This window comes from Pigmentiphaga litoralis, assembly GCF_048632615.1.
Taxonomy (GTDB): Bacteria; Pseudomonadota; Gammaproteobacteria; order Burkholderiales; family Burkholderiaceae_B; genus Pigmentiphaga; species Pigmentiphaga litoralis_B.
The window spans coordinates 2,428,435-2,452,395 of record NZ_CP184479.1; the positions used below are offsets into that span (position 1 = coordinate 2,428,435).

At 64.7% G+C, this 23,961-nt stretch carries 19 protein-coding genes and 3 pseudogenes; 11 read left to right on the forward strand and 11 right to left on the reverse strand.

Translation table 11 applies throughout. The features are described 5' to 3' along the window. Positions 1–30 precede the first annotated feature (30 nt). Positions 31–1,836, reverse strand: a complete 1,806-nt coding sequence (locus ACNANG_RS10790; RefSeq protein WP_420227162.1) for a tetratricopeptide repeat protein — start codon at positions 1,834–1,836, stop codon at positions 31–33. A gap of 299 nt (positions 1,837–2,135) precedes the next feature. Here ACNANG_RS10790 and mutM point away from each other — a divergent pair, with 299 nt between their 5' ends. Further along, positions 2,136–2,960, forward strand: a complete 825-nt coding sequence (mutM, locus tag ACNANG_RS10795) for a bifunctional DNA-formamidopyrimidine glycosylase/DNA-(apurinic or apyrimidinic site) lyase (protein WP_420227163.1) — start codon at positions 2,136–2,138, stop codon at positions 2,958–2,960. A 238-nt stretch (positions 2,961–3,198) separates the two neighbouring features. Further along, positions 3,199–4,149, forward strand: a pseudogene (gene mutY / locus ACNANG_RS10800) (A/G-specific adenine glycosylase); the annotation flags it as partial. A gap of 565 nt (positions 4,150–4,714) precedes the next feature. On the opposite strand, the gene ACNANG_RS10805 reads toward mutY, so the two are convergent. Beyond that, positions 4,715–5,686, reverse strand: coding sequence for a LysR family transcriptional regulator (locus tag ACNANG_RS10805; RefSeq protein WP_420227164.1), 972 nt, complete (start codon positions 5,684–5,686; stop codon positions 4,715–4,717). Positions 5,687–5,914: 228 nt separating this feature from the next. On the opposite strand from ACNANG_RS10805, the gene ACNANG_RS10810 reads away from it, so the two are divergent. Continuing rightward, positions 5,915–6,940 (forward strand): amidohydrolase family protein, encoded by a 1,026-nt coding sequence (locus ACNANG_RS10810; protein WP_420227165.1) that lies wholly within the window; start codon positions 5,915–5,917, stop codon positions 6,938–6,940. A gap of 143 nt (positions 6,941–7,083) precedes the next feature. Here ACNANG_RS10810 and rodA read toward each other — a convergent pair whose 3' ends face one another. From rodA to ACNANG_RS10835, 5 genes and pseudogenes are all read right to left on the reverse strand, one after another. Continuing rightward, positions 7,084–8,202, reverse strand: a complete 1,119-nt coding sequence (gene rodA / locus ACNANG_RS10815) for a rod shape-determining protein RodA (protein ID WP_420227510.1) — start codon at positions 8,200–8,202, stop codon at positions 7,084–7,086. 40 nt (positions 8,203–8,242) lie between these two features. Next, a pseudogene (gene mrdA / locus ACNANG_RS10820) lies at positions 8,243–10,140 on the reverse strand (penicillin-binding protein 2). A 30-nt stretch (positions 10,141–10,170) separates the two neighbouring features. After that, the gene (gene mreD / locus ACNANG_RS10825) at positions 10,171–10,713 is read right to left on the reverse strand and encodes a rod shape-determining protein MreD (protein WP_420227166.1); all 543 of its coding nucleotides are present in this window, start codon (positions 10,711–10,713) and stop codon (positions 10,171–10,173) included. Between the two features lie 10 nt (positions 10,714–10,723). Next, a complete protein-coding gene (mreC, locus tag ACNANG_RS10830; protein WP_420227167.1) occupies positions 10,724–11,605 on the reverse strand; it encodes a rod shape-determining protein MreC in 882 nt (293 codons plus the stop codon). A gap of 134 nt (positions 11,606–11,739) precedes the next feature. Further along, positions 11,740–12,783 (reverse strand): rod shape-determining protein, encoded by a 1,044-nt coding sequence (locus ACNANG_RS10835; RefSeq protein ID WP_179582281.1) that lies wholly within the window; start codon positions 12,781–12,783, stop codon positions 11,740–11,742. Positions 12,784–12,991: 208 nt separating this feature from the next. On the opposite strand from ACNANG_RS10835, the gene gatC reads away from it, so the two are divergent. The 4 genes and pseudogenes from gatC (at position 12,992) to ACNANG_RS10855 (ending at position 17,007) form a co-directional block, all read left to right on the forward strand. Beyond that, positions 12,992–13,300, forward strand: a complete 309-nt coding sequence (gene gatC, locus ACNANG_RS10840; RefSeq protein WP_420227168.1) for an Asp-tRNA(Asn)/Glu-tRNA(Gln) amidotransferase subunit GatC — start codon at positions 12,992–12,994, stop codon at positions 13,298–13,300. Positions 13,301–13,303: 3 nt separating this feature from the next. Further along, positions 13,304–14,842, forward strand: coding sequence for an Asp-tRNA(Asn)/Glu-tRNA(Gln) amidotransferase subunit GatA (gene gatA / locus ACNANG_RS10845; RefSeq protein ID WP_420227169.1), 1,539 nt, complete (start codon positions 13,304–13,306; stop codon positions 14,840–14,842). A 97-nt stretch (positions 14,843–14,939) separates the two neighbouring features. Then, positions 14,940–16,402 (forward strand): annotated as a pseudogene (gene gatB / locus ACNANG_RS10850) (Asp-tRNA(Asn)/Glu-tRNA(Gln) amidotransferase subunit GatB). Between the two features lie 2 nt (positions 16,403–16,404). Continuing rightward, positions 16,405–17,007: a histidine phosphatase family protein gene (locus ACNANG_RS10855; RefSeq protein ID WP_420227170.1), complete on the forward strand. Its 603-nt coding sequence runs from the start codon at positions 16,405–16,407 to the stop codon at positions 17,005–17,007. Between the two features lie 201 nt (positions 17,008–17,208). On the opposite strand, the gene ACNANG_RS10860 is transcribed toward ACNANG_RS10855, so the two are convergent. Further along, positions 17,209–17,922 carry an IclR family transcriptional regulator gene (locus ACNANG_RS10860; protein ID WP_420227171.1) on the reverse strand — a complete coding sequence of 238 codons (714 nt, stop codon included), beginning with the start codon at positions 17,920–17,922 and terminating at the stop codon, positions 17,209–17,211. A 250-nt stretch (positions 17,923–18,172) separates the two neighbouring features. On the opposite strand from ACNANG_RS10860, the gene ACNANG_RS10865 reads away from it, so the two are divergent. The 3 genes from ACNANG_RS10865 to ACNANG_RS10875 all read left to right on the forward strand — a co-directional run bounded on the left by ACNANG_RS10865 (position 18,173) and on the right by ACNANG_RS10875 (position 20,075). Then, positions 18,173–18,382 carry a hypothetical protein gene (locus tag ACNANG_RS10865; protein ID WP_420227172.1) on the forward strand — a complete coding sequence of 70 codons (210 nt, stop codon included), beginning with the start codon at positions 18,173–18,175 and terminating at the stop codon, positions 18,380–18,382. After that, positions 18,373–18,846 (forward strand): RraA family protein, encoded by a 474-nt coding sequence (locus ACNANG_RS10870; protein ID WP_420227173.1) that lies wholly within the window; start codon positions 18,373–18,375, stop codon positions 18,844–18,846. Before ACNANG_RS10865 ends, ACNANG_RS10870 begins: the two co-directional genes overlap by 10 nt. A 209-nt stretch (positions 18,847–19,055) precedes the next feature. Then, positions 19,056–20,075, forward strand: coding sequence for a Bug family tripartite tricarboxylate transporter substrate binding protein (locus ACNANG_RS10875; RefSeq protein ID WP_420227174.1), 1,020 nt, complete (start codon positions 19,056–19,058; stop codon positions 20,073–20,075). Between the two features lie 129 nt (positions 20,076–20,204). Here ACNANG_RS10875 and pyrE read toward each other — a convergent pair whose 3' ends face one another. Together pyrE and ACNANG_RS10885 are read right to left on the reverse strand one after the other, a co-directional pair. Next, a complete protein-coding gene (pyrE, locus tag ACNANG_RS10880; RefSeq protein ID WP_420227511.1) occupies positions 20,205–20,876 on the reverse strand; it encodes an orotate phosphoribosyltransferase in 672 nt (223 codons plus the stop codon). A gap of 397 nt (positions 20,877–21,273) precedes the next feature. Beyond that, positions 21,274–22,074, reverse strand: a complete 801-nt coding sequence (locus ACNANG_RS10885) for an SDR family NAD(P)-dependent oxidoreductase (RefSeq protein WP_420227175.1) — start codon at positions 22,072–22,074, stop codon at positions 21,274–21,276. A 112-nt stretch (positions 22,075–22,186) separates the two neighbouring features. Between ACNANG_RS10885 and ACNANG_RS10890 the strand changes: the two genes are divergently transcribed. Beyond that, the gene (locus ACNANG_RS10890; RefSeq protein ID WP_420227512.1) at positions 22,187–23,134 is read left to right on the forward strand and encodes a GlxA family transcriptional regulator; all 948 of its coding nucleotides are present in this window, start codon (positions 22,187–22,189) and stop codon (positions 23,132–23,134) included. A gap of 21 nt (positions 23,135–23,155) precedes the next feature. Here ACNANG_RS10890 and ACNANG_RS10895 read toward each other — a convergent pair whose 3' ends face one another. Then, on the reverse strand, positions 23,156–23,938 hold the full coding sequence (locus ACNANG_RS10895) for an exodeoxyribonuclease III (protein ID WP_420227176.1): 783 nt from the start codon (positions 23,936–23,938) through the stop codon (positions 23,156–23,158). Positions 23,939–23,961: the final 23 nt, after the last annotated feature.

Below are 23,961 nucleotides of genomic sequence, written 5' to 3' on the forward strand. Positions count from 1 at the left end.
TCACTTCCGGCCCTGCTACCACTGCTGACTTCAAAGCGTCGCCTCCAGGCGGGCCAGCGTCGTACGCAGCACTTCGTTGCCGGGATCCTTCTGGCTCACGTCACGCCACAATTGACGCGCCTTGTCCTGCTGGCCCGAAGCCCATAGCACTTCACCAAGGTGGATCGCGATTTCGGCGTCGGGACGCAAGCTGTAGGCGCGCTCCAGATAGGACAAGGCCTTGGCGTTGTCGCCCATCCGGTAATAGACCCAGCCCATGCTGTCGATGATGAAGGCGTCATCGGGCTGCAGATTCAGCGCGCGTTCGACCAGCGCCTTGGCTTCGGGCAGACGCAGTTTACGATCGGCCAGCGAGTAGCCCAGCGCGTTGTAGGCATGCGCATGATCCGGCTTGACCGCGATCACCCGGCGCAACAGCGTTTCCATCTCGGCGATCTTGCCTTCGCGCTCGTTCAGCATGGCAAGGTCGTACATGATGACGGGGTTGTCGGGATACTTGGCGTTGGCATCGGCGAGCACCTTGGTGGCCTCGTCCATCCGGTTCGCGTCGCGCAGGATCTGCGATTCGGTCATGGCGACCTGGACGCCTTCGCGGGTGTCGCGGGGATCCAGGATGGCCAGCACCTTGCGGGCATCGTCCAGACGGCCCTGCTTGGCGCGGATCACCGCCTGGCGCAAGCGGGCCGGGAACGCCGCGGCCGGGTCCTGAACGCCTTGCAGCAACTCGAAGGCGTCGTCATACCGCTTCTGTTCTTCGGCCACCTGAACGCGCAGCAGCAAGGCGGCATTGCCTTCGGGCGGCGTCGGCACGGGCTGGCCAGCCGCCGCGCGCTGATCTTCGATGGCCGAATACTGCTTCAGGTACTTTTCGGCATCGTCGAGCTGACCGGTCTGGTAGGCCAGCGCGCCCTGCATGTACAGCACTTCGAAGTCTTCGGGATTGGCGCGCGCCATGGAATCGAGTTCGGCGCGGGCTCCCTCGACATCCTGCACCTGGGCCAGCGCGCGCACCAGCAGCACACGCAGTTCGCGTGCCTTGGGGTGCGATGCAATGAAGGCGCGGGTGGCCGCGATGACCTTGTCGGGTTCGCTTTCAATGCCGGTCTGCAGCACCAAGGCCGCCGCGGCTTCGGAATCCGGCTGCGCAGCTTGCGCGGCGCGGGCTTCCCGCAAGGCGCGCGGCGCGTCATTGGCGGTAGCCGCCGCACGGGCCAGGGCCATGCGGGCTTCCGGCAGATCGCGTACGTCGGCCAAAGCCTCGTCAAGGATGTCGAGCGCGCGGCGGCGGTCTTCCAGCCGGCCCAGCACGCGGCGTGCTTCAACAATGGCGGCAGGCTTTTCAGAAGCGCTGGCAGTGGCGATGCGCGAACGCAGCGCGGCGCCCAGGCCTTCGATACGGCCGGCCGCGGCAGCCAGCGACAGCGAGGTCTGGCGGGCTTCTACGTCGGCCGGGTCCAGCTCGACCCAGACCTGCGCCGCGTCCAGGGCACGCACCAAATCGCCGGAAGTGAGCGCGAACTCAACCGCGCGGCGCGCCAGGCGGGGATCCCGGGTAAAGCGGGCCAGTTCCAGCGACGTGCCCGTGGCTGCCGACAGGGCGCCCCGCTGGGCCGCGACTTCGGAAGCCAGCACCTGGAACAGGATTTCGCCGGTCAGCTCGACTTGCGGCAGCGCCTTGGGCGCGCCCGCGCGTGGCCCCTGGGGCGACACGCTCAATCCGGGCACCAGGAAGCCGTCGGACGGTTCTTCACCACCCGATTGGGCAAAGGCCATCGTGCTTGCCAACAGGCCCAGCCCGAGCGCCGCCAACTTCCTGCGATACGTGTTTGACAACATGGCACAATTCCTCGGCGCATCCTAGGCGCCAGCCCGACAGTGGGGATGTTAGCACTGGGTTCCTGACGATCAGGCCCCACCTTGAGTCCAGCTGTGGACCAGTTCGGTCCAGTCCTGCGGTCTTGCGCCTTCCGGGTTGCAGTGGATGGCGAAAGGCGCTGACTGGCAGTGGATATATCGGACCACGCCCAGCCTTGCCGGTTCAACCCTTGCTGATCCGGGCAAGGCAAATCGGTCACGGCCACCGAGCCATCCGCCCTATTCCCGCAGCATTTCCGGAAACAAGTCCAGCAACAACTATGCCAGAACTCCCCGAAGTCGAGGTCACACGGCGCGGTATCTCTCCGACGGTCGACGGCCAGGTCTTGCGCCGCCTCGTGGTTCGCGAAACGCGCTTTCGCTGGCCCATTCCCGATGACCTGTCCCAGCAGGTCGACGGCCGCAGCGTGTCGGCAGTCGCCCGGCGCGGCAAGTATCTGCTCTTGCCTTTCGATACCGGCACGATGATCGTCCATCTGGGCATGTCCGGATCGCTGCGCCACGTCCATCCGGACGATGCGCCGCGCAAGCACGATCACGTGGATTGGGTGTTCGATCGCGGCGTGCTGCGCCTGCATGACCCACGGCGGTTCGGCGCGGTGCTGTGGCATCCGGCGGGGGATGGCGACGTACTGGCCCATCCCCTGCTGGGCCACCTGGGCATTGAACCCTTCGACCCCCGCTTCGACGGTGGATGGCTGCATCGCCATACGCGCAATCGCTCGCAGTCGGTCAAGCAGGTCTTGCTGGGCGGGGATATCGTGGTCGGCGTCGGTAATATTTACGCGTCCGAAAGCCTGTTCCGTGCGGGCATTCACCCAAAGACCATTGCGTCCCGGATCGGCCCCAAGCGTTATGACAAGCTTGCCGAGGCGGTCAAGGCCACCCTGGGCAGCGCCATCGATGCGGGCGGCAGTTCGCTTCGGGATTATGTCGGGGCGGGCGGCGAGTCGGGCTACTTCCAGATCGGCGCGTATGTGTATGACCGGGCCGGCATGCCGTGCCGGGTGTGCACGACGCCAATCCGCAAGATCGTGCAGGGTCAGCGGGCCACGTACTATTGCCCACGTTGCCAGAAGCCTTGACCGCCCGGGCGCGAATCGCCGCGGCGGAGTCCTTTGCGGCAAGGCCTTTTGCGGCAAGAGCCTTTGCGACAGGACCCTCTGCGACGGCCTGCCCCGTTCCGGCCTTGCGACTGAGCCGTCTGGCCTTGCAACCAAGCCGTCCGGCCTTGCGACCGAGCCGTCCGGCCTCGCAACCGAGCCGTCCGGCCCATCGCGTCCCACACGACGCGCCTCTTTACCGCTTCGTATTTCCATCCCCATGAGCACGTTTTCCGAGCACGTCGTCACGTGGCAGCGCCAGCACGGCCGCCACGCCCTTCCCTGGCAGAACACCCACGACCCGTACCGCATCTGGCTATCGGAAATCATGCTGCAGCAGACGCAGGTGGCGACAGTCATCCCCTACTACGAACGCTTCCTGGAAAAGTTTCCGACCGTGGCGGACCTGGCGCGCGCGCCGGCTGAAGACGTGATGCAGCTGTGGGCCGGCCTGGGCTACTACACCCGCGCGCGGAACCTGCATGCCTGTGCGCAGCAGGTGCTGGCCAACTGGGGCGGCCAATTTCCACCGACGGCGGCGGATATCGAGACGCTGCCGGGAATCGGGCGATCGACCGCAGCGGCCATTGCGGCGTTTGCGTATGGCGAGCGCAGCCCGATCCTGGATGGAAACGTGAAGCGGGTGTTCGCGCGGCATTTCGGGATCGAAGGGGATCCGTCCAAGCGGCCGGTGGAGCTAATCATGTGGGGACTGGCAGGTGAACACCTGCCCGCGGTGAGCAGCACAACCGCGGACGATATGCGGTCGTATACGCAAGGGCTGATGGATCTTGGCGCGACAGTCTGTACGCGGGGTGCCCCGGACTGCGGGCGCTGTCCGGTGCGCGGGACGTGCGTGGCGCTGCGGGAAGCGCGTCAGTATGATCTGCCGACGCCCAAGGTGCGCAAGAAGTCGCCGGAAAGGGAAACCGGGATGCTGGTGGTGGAGCGGGAGGGATGTGTGCTGCTCAAGATGCGGCCGTCGCCAGGGATCTGGGGCGGGCTGTGGAGCCTGCCCGAGTTTCCCCTGGAGCAGGGCGCGGAGGCGGCTTGGCGGCAACTGGGCGTGCAAGCCGACGAGGCGTTTGCGTTGCCGGTGTTTTCGCACACCTTTACGCATTTCAAGCTGCATGTGACGCCCTGGCATGTCCGGGTGCAGACGGGAGCGGTAGTGGCCGCGGACGCCGGCGCATTGCCAGGGCTGGACGCGCAGACGAGACCTGACACGCAACCGGGATTGAACACGCAACCGGGTCTGGACGCGCAGCCAAGTCTGGACACACAGCCAGGCGTAGATGCGCAGCCAGGTCTGGACACGCAGCCAGGCGTAGATGCGCAGCCAGGTCTGGACACGCAGCCGGGCGTAGATGCGCAGCCAGGTCTGGACACGCAGCCGGGGCTGGATTCCGATCGGACGACGTGGTGGTGGATGCCTGTGGATCAGGCAGCGGATGCCGCGCTGCCCGCGCCAGTCAGGAAGTTGTTGGCGGGGTTGTTCGTGAAAGGTGAGTTGTTCTAAAGGCCAGCGGGTAGGTTGTTTAACAGGACAGCGGGTAGGACGTGTAAAGGCTCAGCAGGCGGGTTGTTCCAAGACGCAGCAGGCAGGTCGTTCTGAGGCGCAGCAGGCAGGTTCTTCTAAGGCGCGGCACGCGGATCGCGCTGCGGTCGGAATGGCACGCGCCTGCTACCGGGTGCTCGCGGGTCCCAGCCGCGCAAGGGCGGCAAGGAACGCAACCCTAGGCGGGAACGGGCACGGCGGGTGGGACGCGCCGGGTACCCGGCGCCGCGGCGTCCGACAGCACGCTTGCGGTCAGGGCGATCTCGGATTGCGCCAGGGCCACAAACCTTGCTGCCAGGTCAGTGGGATGGTCGTTGTGATGCGCGAGGTACAACGGGCAATTGCTGGTCGAAGCCGCCAGCGGCGCGTAATGGATCCCGGCGGTTTGCAGGCTGGCATACACGTCCGGCAGCAGCGAAATACCCACGCCCGCCGACACCAGTCCGACGATGGTGACGGCTTCGCGGGCTTCCTGGCCCAGATGCGGGACCATGCCAGCGTCGTTGAACAGCTGAGTGATCTGTTCGTGCAGGCCGCAGCTGATATCGCGCGGGAAGAGAATCAGCGGTTCGTCGGCCAGTTCCTTCACGGCCAAGGGACGATTCAAGGCCGCCAGAGGGTGATCCGTGGGCATGACCACACGCAACTCGTTGTTCCACAGCTGGACAAAACGCAGATGCGCGGGCGGCTGGAACTGTGGCGCGGGCCGCATCAGGCCAATGTCGATGCTGCGGTCTTCCAGCGCGCGCAGCTGGGGGCCGGTCGGCATATGGACGATTTCCAGGCGGGCAAGCGGATAGTGGCGGCGGAAGCGTTTGATCAACTGGGCAAAGCCAGGGATCAGCGGAACGGAGTTGGTGAACGCAATGCGCAGCAGCCCGGTTTCGCCCTGCCCGGCCAGCTTGGTTAGGCGGACGGCGCTTTCCATCTGGTTCAGCGTAAGCCGGGCCTGTTCAAGGAACACGACGCCCGCTTCGGTCAGCGTGATGCTGCGGTGCGTGCGGTCGAACAGCCGGGTGCCCAGCGCATCTTCCAGCGCGCGGATATGCATGCTTAGCGGCGGCTGGCTGATGTTCAGGTTGCGGGCGGCCACCGTAAAACTCATGGCTTCGGCCACGGCCACGAAGTAACGCAGTTGACGTAAGTCCATCCACTTGCCTTGAAGATCCTGCATCGCAGCACGAACCCATTCATATTTCGGTATAGGTCGGCGCGAAAACATATATTTGACTGCTAGTCGCCACGTCTTGCAACATGACGTACGTGATGTTGCGTGCGTGCCTTGCGTGCATGCCACGCGCCAGCGGCCAGCGCCTAGATCGCATGCCCGCTCTTCTTTCCACCGCGCCGCGCGCGCCCTTTTTCCCGGAACCCCGCAATGATCATCGATTGCCACGGTCACTACACCACCGCCCCCAAGGCGCTTGAAGACTGGCGCAACCAGCAAGTCGCCGCCTTCAACAACAAGACGACGCCGCCCAATCCCGCCAGCCTGAAGATCAGCGACGACGAATTGCGCGAATCGATCGAGACCAATCAGCTCCGGATCATGAAAGAGCGCGGTCACGATGTGACGATCTTCAGCCCGCGTGCGTCTTTCATGGCGCACCACATCGGCGATTTCCAGGTGTCCGCCACCTGGGCCGCCATCTGCAATGAAATCTGTTTCCGTGTGGCCGAGCTGTTCCCCGAACACTTCGTCCCTGCGGCCATGCTGCCGCAAAGCCCGGGCGTGGACGTTGCCACCTGCATTCCGGAACTGACCCGCTGCATCGAAGAATTCCGCAACGTGGCCGTCAACCTGAACCCGGACCCTTCGGGCGGGCACTGGACGGGCAAGCCGCTGAGCGACCGTTCGTGGTATCCGCTGTACGAAAAGCTGGTCGAGTACGACGTGCCTGCCATGGTCCACGTCAGCCAGAGCTGCAACGTGTGCTTCCACACCACCGGCGCCCACTACCTGAACGCCGACACGACCGCATTCATGCAGTGCCTGGAATCCGATCTGTTCAAGGACTTTCCATCACTGCGCTTCATCATCCCCCATGGCGGCGGCGCCGTGCCCTACCACTGGGGCCGCTTCCGCGGTCTGGCCCAGGCTTTGAAGAAGCCTGAGCCGCGCGAGCACCTGCTAAAGAACATCTTCTTCGACACCTGCGTCTACCACCAGCCCGGTATTGACCTGCTGACCGAAGTGATTCCGGCGGAAAACATCCTGTTCGCCAGCGAAATGATCGGCGCCGTTCGCGGCATCGACCCCGACACGGGCCATTACTTCGACGATACCCGTCGTTATGTCGACAACACCGACCTCGCGACCGATACCCGCCAGATGATTTTCGAAGGCAACGCCCGCCGCGTGTATCCGCGTCTGGATGCGCTGTTGAAGTCGCAGGGCCGGTAAGCGCCCAAGGCGGACCTGCCGGCAGGTCCGCTTGGCTCTCCCGGTCGATTTCATCCACAGATTGCCCGGGCGGACACTGCGCTTTGACATAAAAAAGCCCCCGAGATCATCGGGGGCTTTTTAGTTCAAGCCACGCACGGGCCCTAGGTTTGCACCAACGTGCGATGCCGATTGATCCCCATCAGGATCCCCGCGGCGCACCCCAGCGTCAGCAGCGCCGTGCCCCCGTAACTCATGAATGGCAGGGGCACGCCCACCACGGGAAGGATGCCGCTCACCATCCCCATGTTCACGAACGCATAGACGAAGAACACCATCGTCAGCGCCCCGCCCAGCAATCGGGAAAATAGCGTGGGCGCGTTGGCGGCGATGGTCAGCCCGCGGATCAGCAGCAACAGGTACAGGACCAGCAGCACCACGTTTCCGACCAGCCCGAACTCTTCCGCGAACACCGCAAAAATGAAGTCGGTGGTCCGCTCGGGAATGAAGTCCAGATGCGTTTGTGTGCCCTGCATCCATCCCTTGCCCAGCGTGCCACCGGACCCCACCGCAATGGTCGACTGGATGGTGTGGAAGCCCTTGCCTAGCGGATCGGACCCAGGGTTGAGGAGGGTGCACACGCGGTGCTTCTGGTAGTCGTGCAGGATGACCCAGTCCAGATCGCCTTCACACAAGTCATGTTCGAACGTGACCAGCGACCCCAACGCCAGGGTGACGACGACCGTGACCGGGATCAGGAGCTTGAAGGACAGGCCGGCAAAAAACAGCACGAAGAACCCCGCGCCAAACACCAGCAGGGCCGTGCCCAGGTCGGGCTGCAGCACGATCAGCGCGAAGGGCACCCCCATCAGCAGACCGGCCACGACAAAGTCACGCACCCGCAGCCATCCCTGATGCCGATGGAAGTACCAGGCCAGCATGAGCGGCACCGCGATTTTCATCATTTCGGACGGCTGGATGCGCGTGACCCCCAGTTCCAGCCAGCGCGTGGCGCCTTTGCTGGTGATGCCGGCGACTTCGACCGCGATCAGCAGCACCACGCCCAGCACATAGATCGGCACCGCCAGGCGCATCAGCGCATGGGGCGAAAACTGCGCCAGCAGCCACATGGCGGCCAGCGCAATCCCATAGTTGCGCAGCTGATCGGCAAAGCGGCCGTCAAAGCCGCCGCCCGCCGAATACATGGACATCAGGCCGATCGATGCCAGCGCCATCAGCACCAGCAACAGGGGCACGTCAAAGACCAGGATCGCGCGTGCGATCGTCTCGCGCCACGAACGGCGACTGCCAAATGGCGAACGTTCAATCAACCTCGACTCCCCGGTTGGGTGGCGTGGCCGGCGCGGGCTCGCCCGGCTTTTTGCCAAGCAACCAGTAATCAAAGATCTGGCGGCCCAGCGGCGCGGCGATGGACGCGCCCCAGCCGGCGTTTTCAACGATCAGCGCAACGGCAATGGCGGGCTGGTCCATGGGCGCAAAGGCCATGAACAGCGCATGGTCGCGCAGGCGTTCGTCGATGCGGCTGGCGTTGTAGCGTTCGCCGGCCTTCAGGCTGTAGACCTGCGCGGTGCCGGTCTTGCCCGCTGCCTGATAGGGCGCGCCGACGAACGACTTGGCGGCCGTGCCGACCGTGGTCACCGCAGCCATGCCTTCCTTGACCACCTTGATGTTGGCCGGCTTGAGCGGGATGCGATAGCTTTCCTTGCTCACGGTCAGGGTCTGTTCACCGGTGCCGCTGTCTTGCAGCGCCTTGACCAAATGGGGCTTCATGTAGACGCCGTTGTTGGCGAGCACCGACGTGGCCTGGGCCAGCTGGAGCAGCGTGAAGGCGTTGTAGCCCTGTCCCACGCCGACCGACAGCGTTTCGCCGGCATACCAGCGCTGTTGTTCAGGCCGCTTGTAGGCTTTGCGTTTCCAGGCCGTGGACGGCAGCACGCCGGTCCGCTCGCCACCCAGGTCGATGCCGGTGATCTGTCCGAAACCGAAGGGCTTCATGAAGTCGTGAATGGTGTCCACGCCCATTTCGCTGGCCAGCGAATAGAAATACGTGTCCGACGAGACGGCCAGGGCGCGCTTCATATCGATGTGGCCGTAGTGCGCTTCGCCAGCGTTGCGAAAGCGTCGTCCGCCAAACTCGAAGTAACCCGGGTCGTACATCGTGGCGTAGGCCGAACGCGTTCCGGTTTCCAGCCCGGCCAGCGCCATGAAGGGCTTGTAGGTGGAGCCGATCGGGTAGGTGCCGTACAGGGGGCGGTTCAGCAGCGGACGGTCGGGCGATTCATTCAGCGCCTTCCAGCTTTCCACGTCGATGCCGTCCACGAACAGATTGGGGTCGAAGGACGGGCGCGACACGAAGGCCAGGATGTCGCCGGTCTTGGGTTCGATGGCGACCAGCGCGCCGCGGCGGTTGCCGAAGGCCTTTTCGGCTACTTTCTGCAGTTCGATGTCGATGGACAGGATCAGGTTCTTGCCGGACACGGGGGCGTGCGGGACAGAGTGCGGACGGCGCGGCCCCCGGCGGTGACCTCGACTTCTTCGACACCCGTCTTGCCATGCAGGACTTCTTCGTAGGACTTTTCGATGCCTTCCTTGCCGATGTGATCGGTGCCGCGATAGTTGGAGCTGACGCCCTGCTCTTCCAGCCGCAGCTGGTCGCGCTGCGCGATGCGGCCGATATAGCCGACCACGTTGGCCGCGGATTCGCCTTCGGGATATTGCCGCAGCAGGCGGGCCTTGACCTCGACCCCCGGAAAACGGAAGGCCTGGGCCGAAAAACGGGCGACTTCTTCGTCGGTCAGCCGGCTGCGCAGTGGCAGGCTTTCAAAACGGCGCGACTCGCCCACCAGTTGCTTGAAACGGCGGCGGTCGCGCGGTTCGATGGCGATCACCTTGGCCAGCGCGTCGATGGTTTCGTCCAGCTTGCCCGCCTTGGATGGCGTGATTTCCAGGGTGTAGGCCGAGTAGTTGCGCGCCAGCAGCACGCCGTTGCGGTCGACGATGATGCCGCGATGAGGCGTGACGGGCACGATCGAGATGCGGTTCTGTTCCGCCCGCGCGGCGTAGTCGTCGTGCTTGTCGACCTGCAGATACCAGAAGCGCCAGGTGAGCAGGCCAAAGCAGATCAGCACGAAGCCCACCGCGACCACCAGGCGCAGCCGGAAGCGGTGAAGATCGCGTTCGGTGTTCTTGAGTTCAGTCATGCATGCAGGGCCGCGTTCAAAGGCCGATCATCAGATCGGACGGGTATCGTCGGGGTCGACCGGGCGGCGCTGCGGCGCCTGCAGGATCCATCCGGCGATCGGCCACAGCAAGGCGGCAATCACGCAATTCAAGGCCCACCACCAGCCGGGCCACGTGCCATCGAGCCAGCCCCGCAGCAGCAGCACGACAAATTCCGAAAAGAAGAACAGGGGCAGCACGTGCAGCGCCTGCGACCAGGGCGAAAACCAGGCCAGCCGGCGGTGCAGCAAAATCGCAAAGAACGACATCAGGGTGTACGACAGGGCGTGCTCACCCAGCCGGGCGGCGCCATGCACATCCATCAGCAGCCCGAAGCAGAAGGCAGCCAGCATGCCGACCCGCCGCGGTTCGTGCACGCTCCAGAACACGAGGCAGATCGCCAGCACGTCCGGCACCCCGCCCACCTGGCCCCACGGCAGCAGATTGATCAACCATGCGACAAACAAGGTTATCCAGATGAAGCTTGGCTGGACCGGCAGCAGCAGGTGTTCAGTGCGTGTGCGGGGACGCGGAAGCGTAGAAGGCGCTTTCATTGCAAGCCAATCAGGAAGGGGGAGCTGCCGGTTCGTCTTTGTTCGGCGCCGCGAGTTCCGGGGCAAGGGACTGCAACACCAGAAAATGCCGGTATCGGTCCAGACCCGCCACCGGTTTGCACACGACGCGGGCAAAACCGAAGCTGGCGTCGCGCTCGACGATTTCCACCTTGGCAACCGGAAGGCCTTCCGGGTACACCCCGTCAAGGCCACTGGTGACCAGTGTATCCCCAACCTGGATGTCGGCATCCGCGGCCATGAAGCGCAGGCCCAGCCGGCCACCCGATTCCCCCCCGCTGGTGACCCCGCGCAGGCCGTTGCGCAGTACCTGCACCGGGATCGACTGGACGCGATCGGTCAGCAGCGCCACTTCGGAACTGATCGCGGTGGTGCGGATCACCTGGCCGACCACGCCGCCATCGTCGATCACCGGCATGCCGGCCTGGACCCCGGCGCGCGTGCCCTTGTCGACGATCAGCCGGCGATTGAACGGGTCCCGCGCTTCGAACAGCACCTGCACCAGCACGGCAGGCACCTGGGCCCGCTCGCTGGCGCCGAGCAATCGCCGCAACTGGGCGTTTTCGGCCGCCAGTTGCGCCGCCTGGGTGGTGACCTGGGCCATTTCGATGCGCTGGCGCTGCAGCAGTTCGGCTTCCTGTTGCCCGGTGCTGCTGATTTCGAAGAATTCGGCGATGTGACGGATGCCGTCACGCGGCAGCAGCATCGCCCGCTGGAAGGGGTAGACGGCCACGCTGACGACTTCGCGCATGGCGTCGAGCGCGCGCATGCGGCTGTCGACCACCAGCAGCACTATCGAGATGAACGCGAAGAAAGCGAGCCGCACCCAGGCGGGCGGACCTTGCTTGAAGAAGGCGGGGGGACTGTATTGCATGGAGATCGAGGGTACCGCGTCCTGCAATAGAGGGCTTGGCACCCTGGGGATTCAGGAAATCCCGCCCTGCCCGCCGTGATTCAGGTCGGAAGGACGGGACCCGAGCCCGGCGGCGGACTGCGTATGCGTACTGCTTATTCGTACGTGAAGATCGCGCCGAGCTTGTCCATTCTTTCGAGCGCCTGACCGCAGCCACGAACCACGCAGGTCAGCGGGTCTTCGGCAACGATCACGGGCAGGCCGGTTTCTTCCTGCAGCAGGCGGTCCAGATCGCGCAGCAATGCGCCACCGCCCGTCAGCATAATGCCTTTCTCGGTAATGTCGGCGCCCAGTTCCGGCGGCGTCTGTTCCAGCGCGATCTTGACGGCCGACACGATCTGATTGAGCGGGTCGGTCAGGGCTTCAAGGATTTCGTTGGACGAGACCGTGAAGCTGCGCGGGATGCCTTCGGACAGATTGCGGCCCTTGACTTCCATTTCCTTGACTTCGGAACCCGGGAAGGCCGAACCGATGGCCTTCTTGATCAGTTCGGCGGTGGGTTCGCCGATCAACATGCCGTAGTTGCGGCGGATGTAGTTGACGATGGCTTCGTCGAATTTGTCGCCACCGACCCGGACCGAACCCTTGTACACCATGCCGCCCAGCGAGATCACGGCGACTTCGGTCGTGCCCCCGCCGATGTCGACCACCATGGAACCGCTGGCGTCGGACACCGACAGGCCGGCGCCGATGGCCGCGGCCATCGGTTCTTCGATCAGGTACACGTTGCTGGCCCCGGCGCCCAGCGCGGATTCGCGAATGGCGCGGCGTTCGACCTGGGTCGACCCGCAAGGCACGCAAATGATGATGCGCGGACTGGGCGCGAACAGCCCCTTCGGATGCACCATGCGGATGAACTGCTTCAGCATCTGCTCGGTCACGGTGAAGTCGGCGATGACGCCGTCTTTCATCGGACGGATGGCTTCGATGTTGCCTGGCACGCGGCCAAGCATCTGCTTGGCTTCTTTGCCGACCGCCTGAATGGTCTTTTTGCCATTCGGGCCGCCTTCTTGACGAATCGCAACGACCGACGGCTCGTTGAGGACGATGCCCTTGCTGCGGACATAGATCAACGTGTTGGCCGTGCCAAGGTCGATCGCCAGATCGTTGGAGAAGTAACTGCGAAGGAAACCGAACATGGGAATCTTTTTGAAGAGCGGTGCGCGGGGGCGTTCCGGTAAACACGAAATGATAACTTATAATCGACTGCAAATACCCCGGTAACTGCATCAAAGTCTTGCATAAGCGGTCTAATTTGCGGACTACCCCTTGCATCCGGGACGATTCACCCAGCATGACGACAGTTCGTTCCGGACCGTCGTTTGCCATCGTCCTTCCCCTATTGCCATGGCGCTTATCGAAAACGACGTGACGCGCATTGCGCGGCTGGCCCGACTGGATCTGGCGGCCGAACAGCGTCCCCAAGTCCTGAATGACCTCAACGGCATCTTCGGCCTGATCGAGCAACTCCAGTCGGTCGACACGAAGGGCGTCGAGCCCCTCACCCACCCCATTTCGGCGATCGAAGACGTCGTGCTGCGCCTGCGCGCCGACGCCGTGACCGAGACGTCCGGTGTCGAGGCCCGCAGCAGCCTGATCGCCAACGCCCCCGCCATCGACGACGGCCTGTTCCTCGTGCCCAAGGTGATCGAGTAAGCCATGTCCCTTCCCTTGCATACCGAATTCGACGGCATTGCCGCGCTGCGTGTCGCGCTGGCCGAGCGCCGCATTTCCGCGGTCGACCTGGCGCAGAGCGCCCTGGCCGCGATCGACGCGCGCCGCGACCTGAATGCCTTCCTGGATGTCGACGCCGACCTGACGCTGGCCCAGGCCCGCGCGGCCGATGCCGCCTTGGCGGCGGGCCAGACCGCCGGCTCGCTGGCCGGCATCCCGATCGCCCACAAAGACGTGTTCGTCACGCGCGGCTGGAAAACGACCGCTGCCAGCAAGATGCTGGAAGGCTACGTCAGCCCGTTCGACGCCACCGTGGTGGAACGCCTGAACGCGGCCGGCGCGGTCACGCTGGGCAAGCTCAACTGCGATGAATTTGCGATGGGCTCGTCCAACGAAAATTCAGCCTATGGCCCCGTGCTGAATCCCTGGGACATCCGTGCGGTGCCGGGCGGATCGTCGGGCGGGTCGGCGGCGGCCGTGGCGGCCGGACTGGTCGTGGGCGCCACCGCCACCGACACGGGCGGCTCGATCCGCCAGCCGGCTGCCTTCTGCGGCGTGTCGGGCATCAAGCCGACCTACGGCACCGTGTCGCGCTACGGCATGATCGCCTACGGGTCCAGCCTGGATCAGGCCGGCCCGATCGCCCGCCACGCGCGCGACCTGGTGGAATTGCTGGACCCGATCATGGGCTTCGATCCCCGCGATTCGACCAGCCTGGAGCGCTGCGGCGACAACCCCAATGCATCAGGCCGGCTGCGCGACGAATTCGACGCCTTCGTGGCCCAGGCGCAGGCCAGGGGCGACAAGCCGCTGCAGGGCCTGCGGATCGGCATCCCGCGTGAATTCTTCGGCACTGGCCTGGCCGCCGACGTGGCCATGGCGGTCGACACCGCGCTGCAGCAGTTCGAAGCGCTGGGCGCCGTGCGGGTGGATATTTCATTGCCGCGCACCGAACTGTCGATCCCGGCCTACTACGTGATCGCGCCGGCCGAAGCGTCCAGCAACCTGTCGCGCTACGACGGCGTGCGCTACGGCCACCGCGCGAGCCAGTACACCGGCCTGGCCGAGATGACCAGCCGGTCGCGCGCCGAGGGGTTCGGCCCCGAAGTGCAGCGGCGCATTCTGCTGGGCACCTACGTGCTGTCCCACGGGTACTACGATGCGTACTACCTGCAGGCGCAAAAGCTGCGCCGCCTGATCGCCGACGACTACCAGAAGGCGCTGGGCAGCCAGTGCGACGTGATCGTCGGACCGGTGGCGCCGTCGGTGGCGTGGAACCTGGGCGAAAAGTCCAGTGACCCGACCGCCATGTACCTGGCCGACATCTTCACGTTGAGTCTGAACCTGGCAGGTCTGCCAGGGGTGTCCATCCCTTGCGGCTTTGGCCAGGGCGCGGTCAATGCGCAGCGCCCCGTGGGCCTGCAGATCATCGGCAATTATTTCGACGAAGGCCGGCTGCTTGGCATCGCCGACGCGTTCCAGAAGGTCACCGACTGGCATACGCGCCGTCCGGCAACGGTTTAATGCCCGGGCCGTCTGGTAAATCCAGGCGGCGCCCCGATATGCTTTACCTGGGCGCGCGGCTTGTCTTGGCGCCCTTACTTACACACAGGTTCATCGAATGTCTGGCCAGTCCTGGGAAGTCGTCATCGGTCTCGAAACGCACGTGCAGTTGTCCACGTCGTCCAAGATTTTTCGGGCAGCAGCACCCGGTTCGGCGCCGCGCCCAATACCCAGGCCAACGCGGTCGACCTGGCCCTGCCCGGCACCCTGCCCGTCATGAACCGCGGCGCGGTCGATCGCGCCATCGCGCTGGGCCTGGCCCTGGGATCGACGATTCCGACGCGGTCAATCTTTGCGCGCAAGAACTACTTCTACCCCGACCTTCCCAAGAACTACCAGATCACGCAGTTCGAGATTCCGGTCGTGCAGGGCGGCCAGCTCAGCTTCTTTGTTGGTGAAACCGAAAAGACGATCAACCTGACCCGCGCGCACCTGGAAGAAGACGCCGGCAAGTCGCTGCATGATGACTTTGCGGGTCCGCATGGCGAAAAGTCTACCGGCATCGACCTGAACCGCGCCGGCACCCCGCTGCTGGAAGTCGTGACGGAACCCGAAATGCGGTCGGCCGACGAAGCCGTGGCCTATGCCAAGGCGCTGCACGGCCTGGTGGTGTGGCTAGGCATCTGCGACGGCAACATGCAGGAAGGCTCGTTCCGGATCGACGCCAACGTGTCCGTACGCCCGGTGGGCCAGAAGGAATTCGGTACCCGCACCGAGGTCAAGAACGTCAACTCGTTCCGGTTTCTTGAACGCGCGATCCAGTACGAAATCCGCCGCCAGATCGAATTGATCGAAGACGGCGGCACCGTGGTGCAGGAAACCCGTCTGTACGACCCCGATCGCGACGAAACGCGCAGCATGCGGTCGAAAGAAGACGCGCACGATTACCGCTACTTCCCGGACCCCGACCTGCCCCCGCTGGTGATCGGCCAGGACTGGATAGCCCGCGTGCGAGCCGAGATGCCCGAGCTGCCGGCCGCCAAACGTGCCCGCTTCGAAGCCGATTACGGCCTGACGCCCTACGACGCCGCGCAACTGACCGTGTCGCGCGCCACCGCCACCTACTTCGAATCCGTTGCGCAGGCCCTGCCCGCCGGCCAGGCCAAGCTGGCCGCCAACTGGGTGATGGGCGAACTGGCGGCGGCCCTGAACCGCGACGAGCGTGACCTGGCCGACAGCCCCGTCACCCCGGCGCAGCTGGCCAAGCTGATCACCCGCATTGCCGACGGCACCATCTCGAACAAGATCGCCCGCGAAGTGTTTGGCGCGATCTGGGCGGGCGAAAACGGCGGGGACGCCGACGCCATCATCGACGCGCGCGGCCTGAAGCAGATCAGTGACACGGGCGCGATCGGCAAGATGATCGACGACGTGCTGGCCGCCAATCCCGCCATCGTTGCCGAATACCGCGCGGGCAAGGAAAAGGCGTTCAACTCCCTGGTGGGCCAGATCATGAAGGCGGCCAAGGGCAAGGCGAACCCCACCCAGGTCAACGAACTGCTGAAGCAGAAGCTGGCCTGACCATGCCCCCGTCCCCCGTCTGGTTGATCCGGCACGGCGAAAGCACCGCCAATGCCGGGCTGATGACGCGCAATGCGTCCGTCAGCCCGCTGACGGCGCGGGGACGCGAACAGGCCGAACGCACGGCCGAAAAGGTGGTCACGCGGCCCGACCTGCTGATCGTGTCGCCCATGCAGCGCGCTATCGAAACCGCCGCGCCCATCGTGGCGCGTTGGCCCGGCGTGCCGCAGGAAACCTGGCCGATCCAGGAATTCACGTATCTGTCGCACGCCAAGGTGCACGGTCTGAACGTGGCCGGCCGTCGTCCGATGGCAAGCGCTTACTGGCAGCGTGAGAATCCCGACTATGTCGACGGCGACGATGCCGAATCCTTTGCGCAGTTCGCCCGGCGGCTGCAGGCGTTCCACGAACGGCTGCTGCAGCAGACCGGGTTCGTCGTCGTGGTCGGGCACGGGCAATTTTTCCATGCGTACAAGACCGCACTGGAACGCGGCCTGGAAGTATCGCCCCAGTGGATGCGGGAATTCCGGCGGGCGGACCTGGTGACGCCGCTGTCGAATGGCGAAATCCTGGTGGTAGAGCCGGCGGGGATCGTGCTGGCGTGATCTTGCTGGCTTGATCTTGCTGGCTTGACCGTGCTGGCTTGATCTTGCTGGTTTGATCGGGAGGGCTTGATCGGTAGCGCCCGCAGTCGGCGGTGGGCATCGGGTTCTGCGATGCGGCTTTCAGGGCCGGCTGCACTATTGTCCCGGTGTCACCGCGCTTGGGTTCCTGGCAAGGATATGCGGGTGCAAGCCGATGTCCTTTCAGTCGCAGGGCCGACCGTAGATCGTGTCGCACCATGACTCCGAGGCGCCCAGCGTCGCCGACAACGTCCTTCCGTGCTTCATCAACGTCGCTTTGTGCCGCTCTGCTTCCGGCTCGACCCGCGGCGCCAGCCCGGTCAGCGTCAACGCACCCACGAACTGATCCTGGTCCCCGAACACCGGCACCGCCCAGGACGTGGTGAACGGGTTGTACAGGCCGCTGGAATGCGTCGGCAGTTCATCGGGCGTCGCCATCCGCCTGTCCCCTCGCACCCACACATGGAAGATCTGGCCGGTCGCGCTGTCGTCGATATCCAGCAGACTGCCCGCAACCAGTTGATCGTGCACGCCTTCCGTCGGCTGCAGGCGGAACAGACACAGGCGCTGCCCTTCGCTGGGCACGTAGTACGACGCGGTTTCCCCGCTTTCTTTCGACAGCGCTTTCAGGGCCGGCAGCACCATGTCGCCCAACCGAAAGCTGCGTTCGTACACTCTTCCCAGATACAGCACGCGCGGCCCCAGGGCGTATCGGCCATCGTCGTGCCGCACGACATAACGGGTGCGGACCAGGGAATTGAGCAGCCGGAAAATCGTGGTCTTGTGCAGTGGCAGCCGTGCGGACAGATCGGCCAGGCTCAAACGGTCCGCGCCGACCTTGAAGCAGTCCAGCACGGCCAGAGCCCGTTCCACTGCGGTGACGCCGTCATTGCTCATGATGCTTGATGTCCTTGTTCGTTCCAGCTGCGTCGGTGTTCGCGACCTGCACCGTCTTACCTTCCAACTGACCCCGCCGCTTCGTTGTACAGCGTACAACGCTATTGTATATAGTAAATTGCGATGAAACAGCGCTGCATGCACGCAGTCCGCGTTGTTGACCTGCGATCGGGGGCGGCTTCCGCATCGATCCAGGTCGACATCACGGCGTCCAGCTCAAGCCAGTCGACATAACGAGAGACACCCGCCCATGACCTCCCCTTCCTCACCCGCCGACCGCCCGCTGGCCGACCTGCCACTGGCCGACCTTGACTGGCTGACCTCTACCCTGCTCGCCGACGTGGGCGCCCATGCCATGGCCAGCCGCATTCATCCCGTCGACCCGGAAAGCCGCGTGTACGGCCCTGCGCTGACGGTGTCCGTGCCCCCGGCGACAATCTGGCCATTCACTTGGCGCTGACCCTGGGCCGCCCGGGTGACGTGCTGATCGTCGATGGCCAGGGCTACACCGAACGTGCGTTGATGGGCGGCATCATGTGCACACAAGCCAAGGCCACCGGATTTGCGGGCGTCATCGTCGACGGCGCCATCCGCGACCAGCTCGAACTGAAAAAACTGGGCCTTCCCGTATTTGCGGCCGCATCGCATCCCGCCGGCCCGACCAAAAAGGGCGACGGCGCGGTGCTGCAGCCCGTGGTGTGCGCCGGCGCCCCCGTGATGCCCGGCGACTGGATCTTTGGCGACGCCGACGGCGTGGCGGTGCTACCCGCCGCGCGCAAGAGCGAGCTGCTGACCAAGGCCCGCGCCAAGTTCGAACGTGAACAGACAAGAATGGACGCGATTGCCGCCGGCGTGCTGACCCCGCCCTGGCTGGAAGGAGAACTGGCGAAGGCCGAGATCCGCGTTGGCGAACGGCTGACGTAAGCCTTCGACAGGGCGGATGGCCGCTGCGACCCAGACACGTCGGACACGCGCGCGCCACCTGCGCTCGGATCAAGACATCGACATCGGAACGAGACGCCTGCTACCGACTTACGCCTTGCCTACGACACAAGCAAGGCAGGACACCCAAGCCGCCTTGACGCGGCACGTGCCCGCCGTCACTTGCACCACGCATAACACTGGAGACGACCATGACATTACCCGCTACCCGCCCTGCCCGGCGCACCATCTCGAGCACCTTGCTGCGCACGACCCTGAGCGCCACGCTTGCGCTTGGCAGCCTTGCGGCCTTTGGCATCCACTCTGCCCACGCCCAGACCTTCCCCAGCAAATCGATCCGCATGGTCGTGCCCTTTGCCGCTGGCGGCCCGGCGGACGTGGTGGCCCGTGAACTCGCGCAAAAGCTTGGCCAGCAACTTGGCCAGACTGTCGTCGTTGAAAACAGCGGTGGCGGCCATGGCGTGCCGGCCATGAACGCCGTCGGCCGCGCGCCGGCAGACGGGCACACCGTCCTCATGGCGGCGTCCGGCAACGTCACCATCCAGCCGCTGACCATGCGCAGCAGCGCTGAAGCCATGGCCAAGCTCGTTCCGGTCGGCCTGGTATCCAGCAGCCCGCACGTGTTCGTCATCAGCGCCAAACTGCCGGTCACGACCTTCCCGGAATTCCTGGCCTACGCCAAGGCCAACCCCGGCAAGGTCAACATTGCATCGGCCGGCACCGGCGGCGTCGCCCACCTGGGCATGGAATTGATGAAATCGCTTAGCCGCACGCAGATCGAACACATTCCGTACAAAGGCACGTCGCAGGTCATGGTGGACCTGACCTCGGGTCAGGTGCAGGGGCTGTTCAGCAGCATGCCATCCCTCAAGGCCAGCATCGACAAAGGCACCATCCGCGCGTTGGGCCTGACCGCGCCCAGCAAGGCCGCCGACGCCGCCACGCTGCCACAATTGTCGGCTACGTTGCCCGGCATGGAGTACACGACCTGGTACGGCCTGTACACCACCGCCGGCACCCCGCCCGCGATCGTCCAGACGTTGAACGCCGAACTGCGCAAGGCCCTGACCGACGCGGCGCTGGTCGCCAAGCTGCGCGACCAGGGGGTCGACCTGATCGCCAGTTCACCCGAAGAACTCGACGCGCGCACCCGCGCCGACACGGCAAAGTGGGGCAAGCTGATCAAGGATGAAAACCTGAAGCTGGATTGAGGTCACGCACCGCGTCGTTGATCGACGGCTTACAACGCAAAAACGGCGAGCCTGGGCTCGCCGTTTTTGCGTTTGCCTGGACGATGCAAAAAAGGCGCCCATCGGGCGCCTTTTTCGATCACCATCCGCTTACAGCACGCCGTACTTGGCGCGGTAGCTCAGGACCGCTTCGCGGTGCTGTTCGAACTCGCCGTCATGCGTGTTCTGGATCACGTCAAGAATGTCGTCCAGCGACGCGATGCTGACCACCGGGCAACCGTGGGTGTGTTCCACGTCCTGCACGGCGGAATGCTTGGACAGTTCGTCGTCGGCGCCCACGCGTTCCATCCGGTCCAGCGCGATCAGCACGGCGGCCGGGGTCGCCTTGGAGGCCTGGATCAGCTTGACCGACTCGCGCACTGATGTTCCGGCCGAGATCACATCGTCGATGATGACGACGCGGCCGGTCAGGGGCGCGCCCACCAGCGATCCGCCTTCGCCGTGGTCTTTCGCTTCCTTGCGGTTGAACGCGAACGGCACGTCGCGACCGCGGGCGGCAAGTGCGATCGCCGTGGCCGTCACCAGCGGAATGCCCTTGTACGCCGGGCCGTACAGCATGTCGAATTCCACGCCCGACGCCAGCAGCGCCTGCGCGTAGAACTCGGCCAGCTGGCCAACGGCCGCGCCCTTGTTGAACAGGCCGGCGTTGAAGAAGTACGGGCTCAGGCGGCCGGCCTTCGTCGTGAAGGCACCGAAACGCAGCACACCCTGTTCCGTCGCGAAGCGGACGAAATCAGTGCGGAAGCGGCCCGGATCGTCCAGGCTGGCGTTGGTTTGCGGCAGGCCGGATTCGGCGGCGCGGGAGGGGTCGATTGAGTTCTGGGGCACGGCGGTCACGGTACAGGATCACTACGGCGCGGAAACAGCTCCGGCGGCACGCTCGGCCAGCGCGGCGGCGCTGCGGACGCGGCGGATGCACTGACGGAGACTGGCGCGTACCTTACAACATTTGCCCGTCCGCGTCGCGTCCAGCGGGGATTTTTCGGGTCCTGGAAGCAATCTTTACCGTAAGGCGCCGCCTTGCAGCTGTCTCTGACGGCTGGCTGAAGCCGCACGCAAAGCCGGTCGTCTGCCGACCCGCGGCGACGCCGCGGGCCGATCAGACCGCGAAGCATGCCGTGGATCGATCAGGCGTTGCTTGCGCGGGAGTCGCGCGATATCACACAGCGGCACGATAGCGTGGCGCCGGGGTATTGCTGGACAAGTGCGGCGCCATGGTATGCCGCGCCGCTTCGTAGGCGTTCCACTCCTCGACCTGATGCAGCGACGGAATGGTCACGGCCTCGCCCCGCTCGAACCCCAGCAGCGCCGCATCAACCAAGTCTTCGGCGCGCATCACGATCTCCGCCGGAAGGTGCTCCACCGGCAGTCCGCCTGTTGCCCAGAAGTCTGTGGCGGTGGCGCCAGGCAGCACGGCCTGCACGCGCACGCCCTTGTCGGCCAGCTCGTGCCGCAGGGATTGGCTGAACGCCAGCACGAAGGCTTTGCTGCCACCGTATACGCCGTTCAGCGTCTCGGGCGAGATGGCGACAATGGACGAAATGTTGATGATCGCTCCGCTGCCGCGTGCCACGAAGCCCGGGGCGGCTGCGTACGTCAGCCGCGTCAGCGCCGTTACGTTGAGGTCGATCATGCGTGACATCTGCTCCACGTCGCTGTCCAGCAAAGGGGTGTGCGTTCCGCTGCCGGCGTTGTTGACCAGCAGCGTAATGCCGGCGTCCTGGCGAAGCTTGGCTTCTACTTTGGCCAGTGAAACAGCGTCGTTCAGGTCGGCGGGGAACACTTCAACCGCGCGACCCGTGCGGGTACGAATGTCGTTGGCCAGCGCCTTCAAACGCTCCACGTTCCGGGCGACCAGAACCAGGTCGTAACCGCCTTGAGCGAGCCGGTCGGCATACAGGGCGCCGATGCCGCTGGAAGCGCCGGTAATGAGGGCGGTGCCAGGCTGGAATGATGTCATGGTGGGGTTCCCGTGCATTGAGTGGTTGCGATGGGTGGAATCTTCCCAATTCGGCTGAATGGCGTAAATGACGTATATAGTCGTCTTTTCAGACATCCACCCACATCCGTCCATGCACCGCATCGGCTATGTTCTTCCACCAGGCTTCCAGGTCATGGCGCTGGGTACCCAGGCCGTCTTCGAGTTTGCGAACCTGGTCGCCGACGAACCTTTTTACGAGGTGGAAAACTATTCCGTGACAGGCGGTGAAGTTCGCGCTTCGCTAGGCCTCACCGTGCACACCCGGACCTTGTCCGTGCGCAGTACCGCCGACACCTGGATGGTGGTGGGTGTGCTCGACCCCCTGGTCACCACCTTCCCGGGCGAACTGCTCCATTTGCTGGCCAGTTGCAGCGCGCGTGCGCGCCGTACCGCAGGCTTGTGCACCGGGGCATTCGTGCTGGCTCAGGCGGGGCTGCTGGAAGGACGGCGTGCCACCACGCATTGGTCGTTCGCCGACGCTCTGCGCGAACGCCACCCGAACACCCAGGTCGAGCCTGACCGCATTTACATTGCCGACGGTCCCGTGTGGACCTCGGCCGGCATGACGGCCGAATTCGACCTTGCGCTGGGCCTGGTCGAGAAAGACCTGGGCACGGGTGTGGCCCGGGACGTCGCGCACCGGCTGGTGATGCACCAATACCGCAGCGGCGGACAGTCGCAGCACTCTGAAATGCTCAGGTTGGCGCCAAAATCCGACCGCATCCAGGTGGCACTGGACTATGCGCGTCGCAACCTGGCGCGTACGCTAAGTGTGGAAGACCTGGCCGAGGTCGCCAGCCTGAGCCCGCGTCAGTTCAGCCGCGTCTTCACGGCCGAGACAGGCAAGTCGCCGGCCAAGGCGGTGGAGGCGTTGAGACTGGAAGCGGCTCGGCTGATGATCGAACAAAGCCGCCACCCACTGCAAGTGGTCGCGCGGGAGACCGGTTTCCGGGACGGACGTCACATGCGCGAGGTATTCATGCGTGGCTTTGGCGTATCGCCGCAGGCCGTACGCCAGCATGCGCGCACGACGGGCTAGCAGGCCACGCTGCGGAATCGCCTACAGCTGAAAGTCGTAATCGACGGTCAGCGGCGCATGATCGCTGAAACGTTCGTCCTTGTAGATCGCCGCCGCCTTGGCGCTGCCGGCAATGCCGCCCGTCGCGATCTGGTAATCGATCCGCCAGCCCACGTTCTTGGCCCAGGCCTGGCCGCGATTGCTCCACCAGGTGTAGGCCTCGCCAGTGGTTTCGGGATGCAGCTGGCGGTAGACGTCCACCCAGCCCAGCTCTTCAAAGATCCGTGTCAGCCACGCGCGTTCTTCAGGCAGGAAACCACTGTTCTTCAGGTTGCCCTTCCAGTTCTTCAGGTCGATCTCGCGGTGCGCGATGTTCCAGTCGCCGCACAGCACGACCTGGCGGCCGCAGCGGACCAGGTCGGCCAGGTGCTGGAAGAAGTGCGCCATGAACGCGAATTTGGCGCTCTGGCGATGTTCGCCGCTCGATCCCGACGGCAGGTACAGCGAAATGACGGACAGGCCCTCGTAGACCAGTTCCAGGTAGCGCCCCTCGGCATCGATTTCGGGCACGCCCAAGCCCTGGATGACCTGGTCTGGCTGCTTGCGCGCGTACACCCCCACGCCGCTGTAGCCCTTCTTTTCGGCGTAATGGAAATAGCCGTACAGGCCCGGGGGATTCAGCATCTCGGCCGTCAGGTCCGCCGCCTGCGCCTTCAGTTCCTGCATGCAGACAAAATCGGCGTTTTGCGCGGCAAGCCACGGCAGGAAGCCTTTGTTGTAAGCGGAACGGATGCCGTTGAGGTTGGCGGAGATGACGCGAAGCATGGGGTGAAGAATCCTGAAGTGGG

Bases quoted from the DNA above. Each gene is read 5' to 3' on its own strand.
- gatC (WP_420227168.1), top strand. From the start codon at position 12,992: ATGGCGCTTATCGAAAACGACGTGACGCGCATTGCGCGGCTGGCCCGA.
- gatA (WP_420227169.1), top strand. From the start codon at position 13,304: ATGTCCCTTCCCTTGCATACCGAATTCGACGGCATTGCCGCGCTGCGT.
- ACNANG_RS10860 (WP_420227171.1), bottom strand. From the start codon at position 17,922: ATGAGCAATGACGGCGTCACCGCAGTGGAACGGGCTCTGGCCGTGCTG.
- ACNANG_RS10875 (WP_420227174.1), top strand. From the start codon at position 19,056: ATGACATTACCCGCTACCCGCCCTGCCCGGCGCACCATCTCGAGCACC.
- ACNANG_RS10790 (WP_420227162.1), bottom strand. From the start codon at position 1,836: ATGTTGTCAAACACGTATCGCAGGAAGTTGGCGGCGCTCGGGCTGGGC.
- ACNANG_RS10835 (WP_179582281.1), bottom strand. From the start codon at position 12,783: ATGTTCGGTTTCCTTCGCAGTTACTTCTCCAACGATCTGGCGATCGAC.
- ACNANG_RS10865 (WP_420227172.1), top strand. From the start codon at position 18,173: ATGACCTCCCCTTCCTCACCCGCCGACCGCCCGCTGGCCGACCTGCCA.
- ACNANG_RS10805 (WP_420227164.1), bottom strand. From the start codon at position 5,686: ATGGACTTACGTCAACTGCGTTACTTCGTGGCCGTGGCCGAAGCCATG.
- mutM (WP_420227163.1), top strand. From the start codon at position 2,136: ATGCCAGAACTCCCCGAAGTCGAGGTCACACGGCGCGGTATCTCTCCG.
- ACNANG_RS10885 (WP_420227175.1), bottom strand. From the start codon at position 22,074: ATGACATCATTCCAGCCTGGCACCGCCCTCATTACCGGCGCTTCCAGC.
- mreC (WP_420227167.1), bottom strand. From the start codon at position 11,605: ATGCAATACAGTCCCCCCGCCTTCTTCAAGCAAGGTCCGCCCGCCTGG.
- ACNANG_RS10810 (WP_420227165.1), top strand. From the start codon at position 5,915: ATGATCATCGATTGCCACGGTCACTACACCACCGCCCCCAAGGCGCTT.
- ACNANG_RS10895 (WP_420227176.1), bottom strand. From the start codon at position 23,938: ATGCTTCGCGTCATCTCCGCCAACCTCAACGGCATCCGTTCCGCTTAC.
- mreD (WP_420227166.1), bottom strand. From the start codon at position 10,713: ATGAAAGCGCCTTCTACGCTTCCGCGTCCCCGCACACGCACTGAACAC.
- ACNANG_RS10890 (WP_420227512.1), top strand. From the start codon at position 22,187: ATGCACCGCATCGGCTATGTTCTTCCACCAGGCTTCCAGGTCATGGCG.
- ACNANG_RS10855 (WP_420227170.1), top strand. From the start codon at position 16,405: ATGCCCCCGTCCCCCGTCTGGTTGATCCGGCACGGCGAAAGCACCGCC.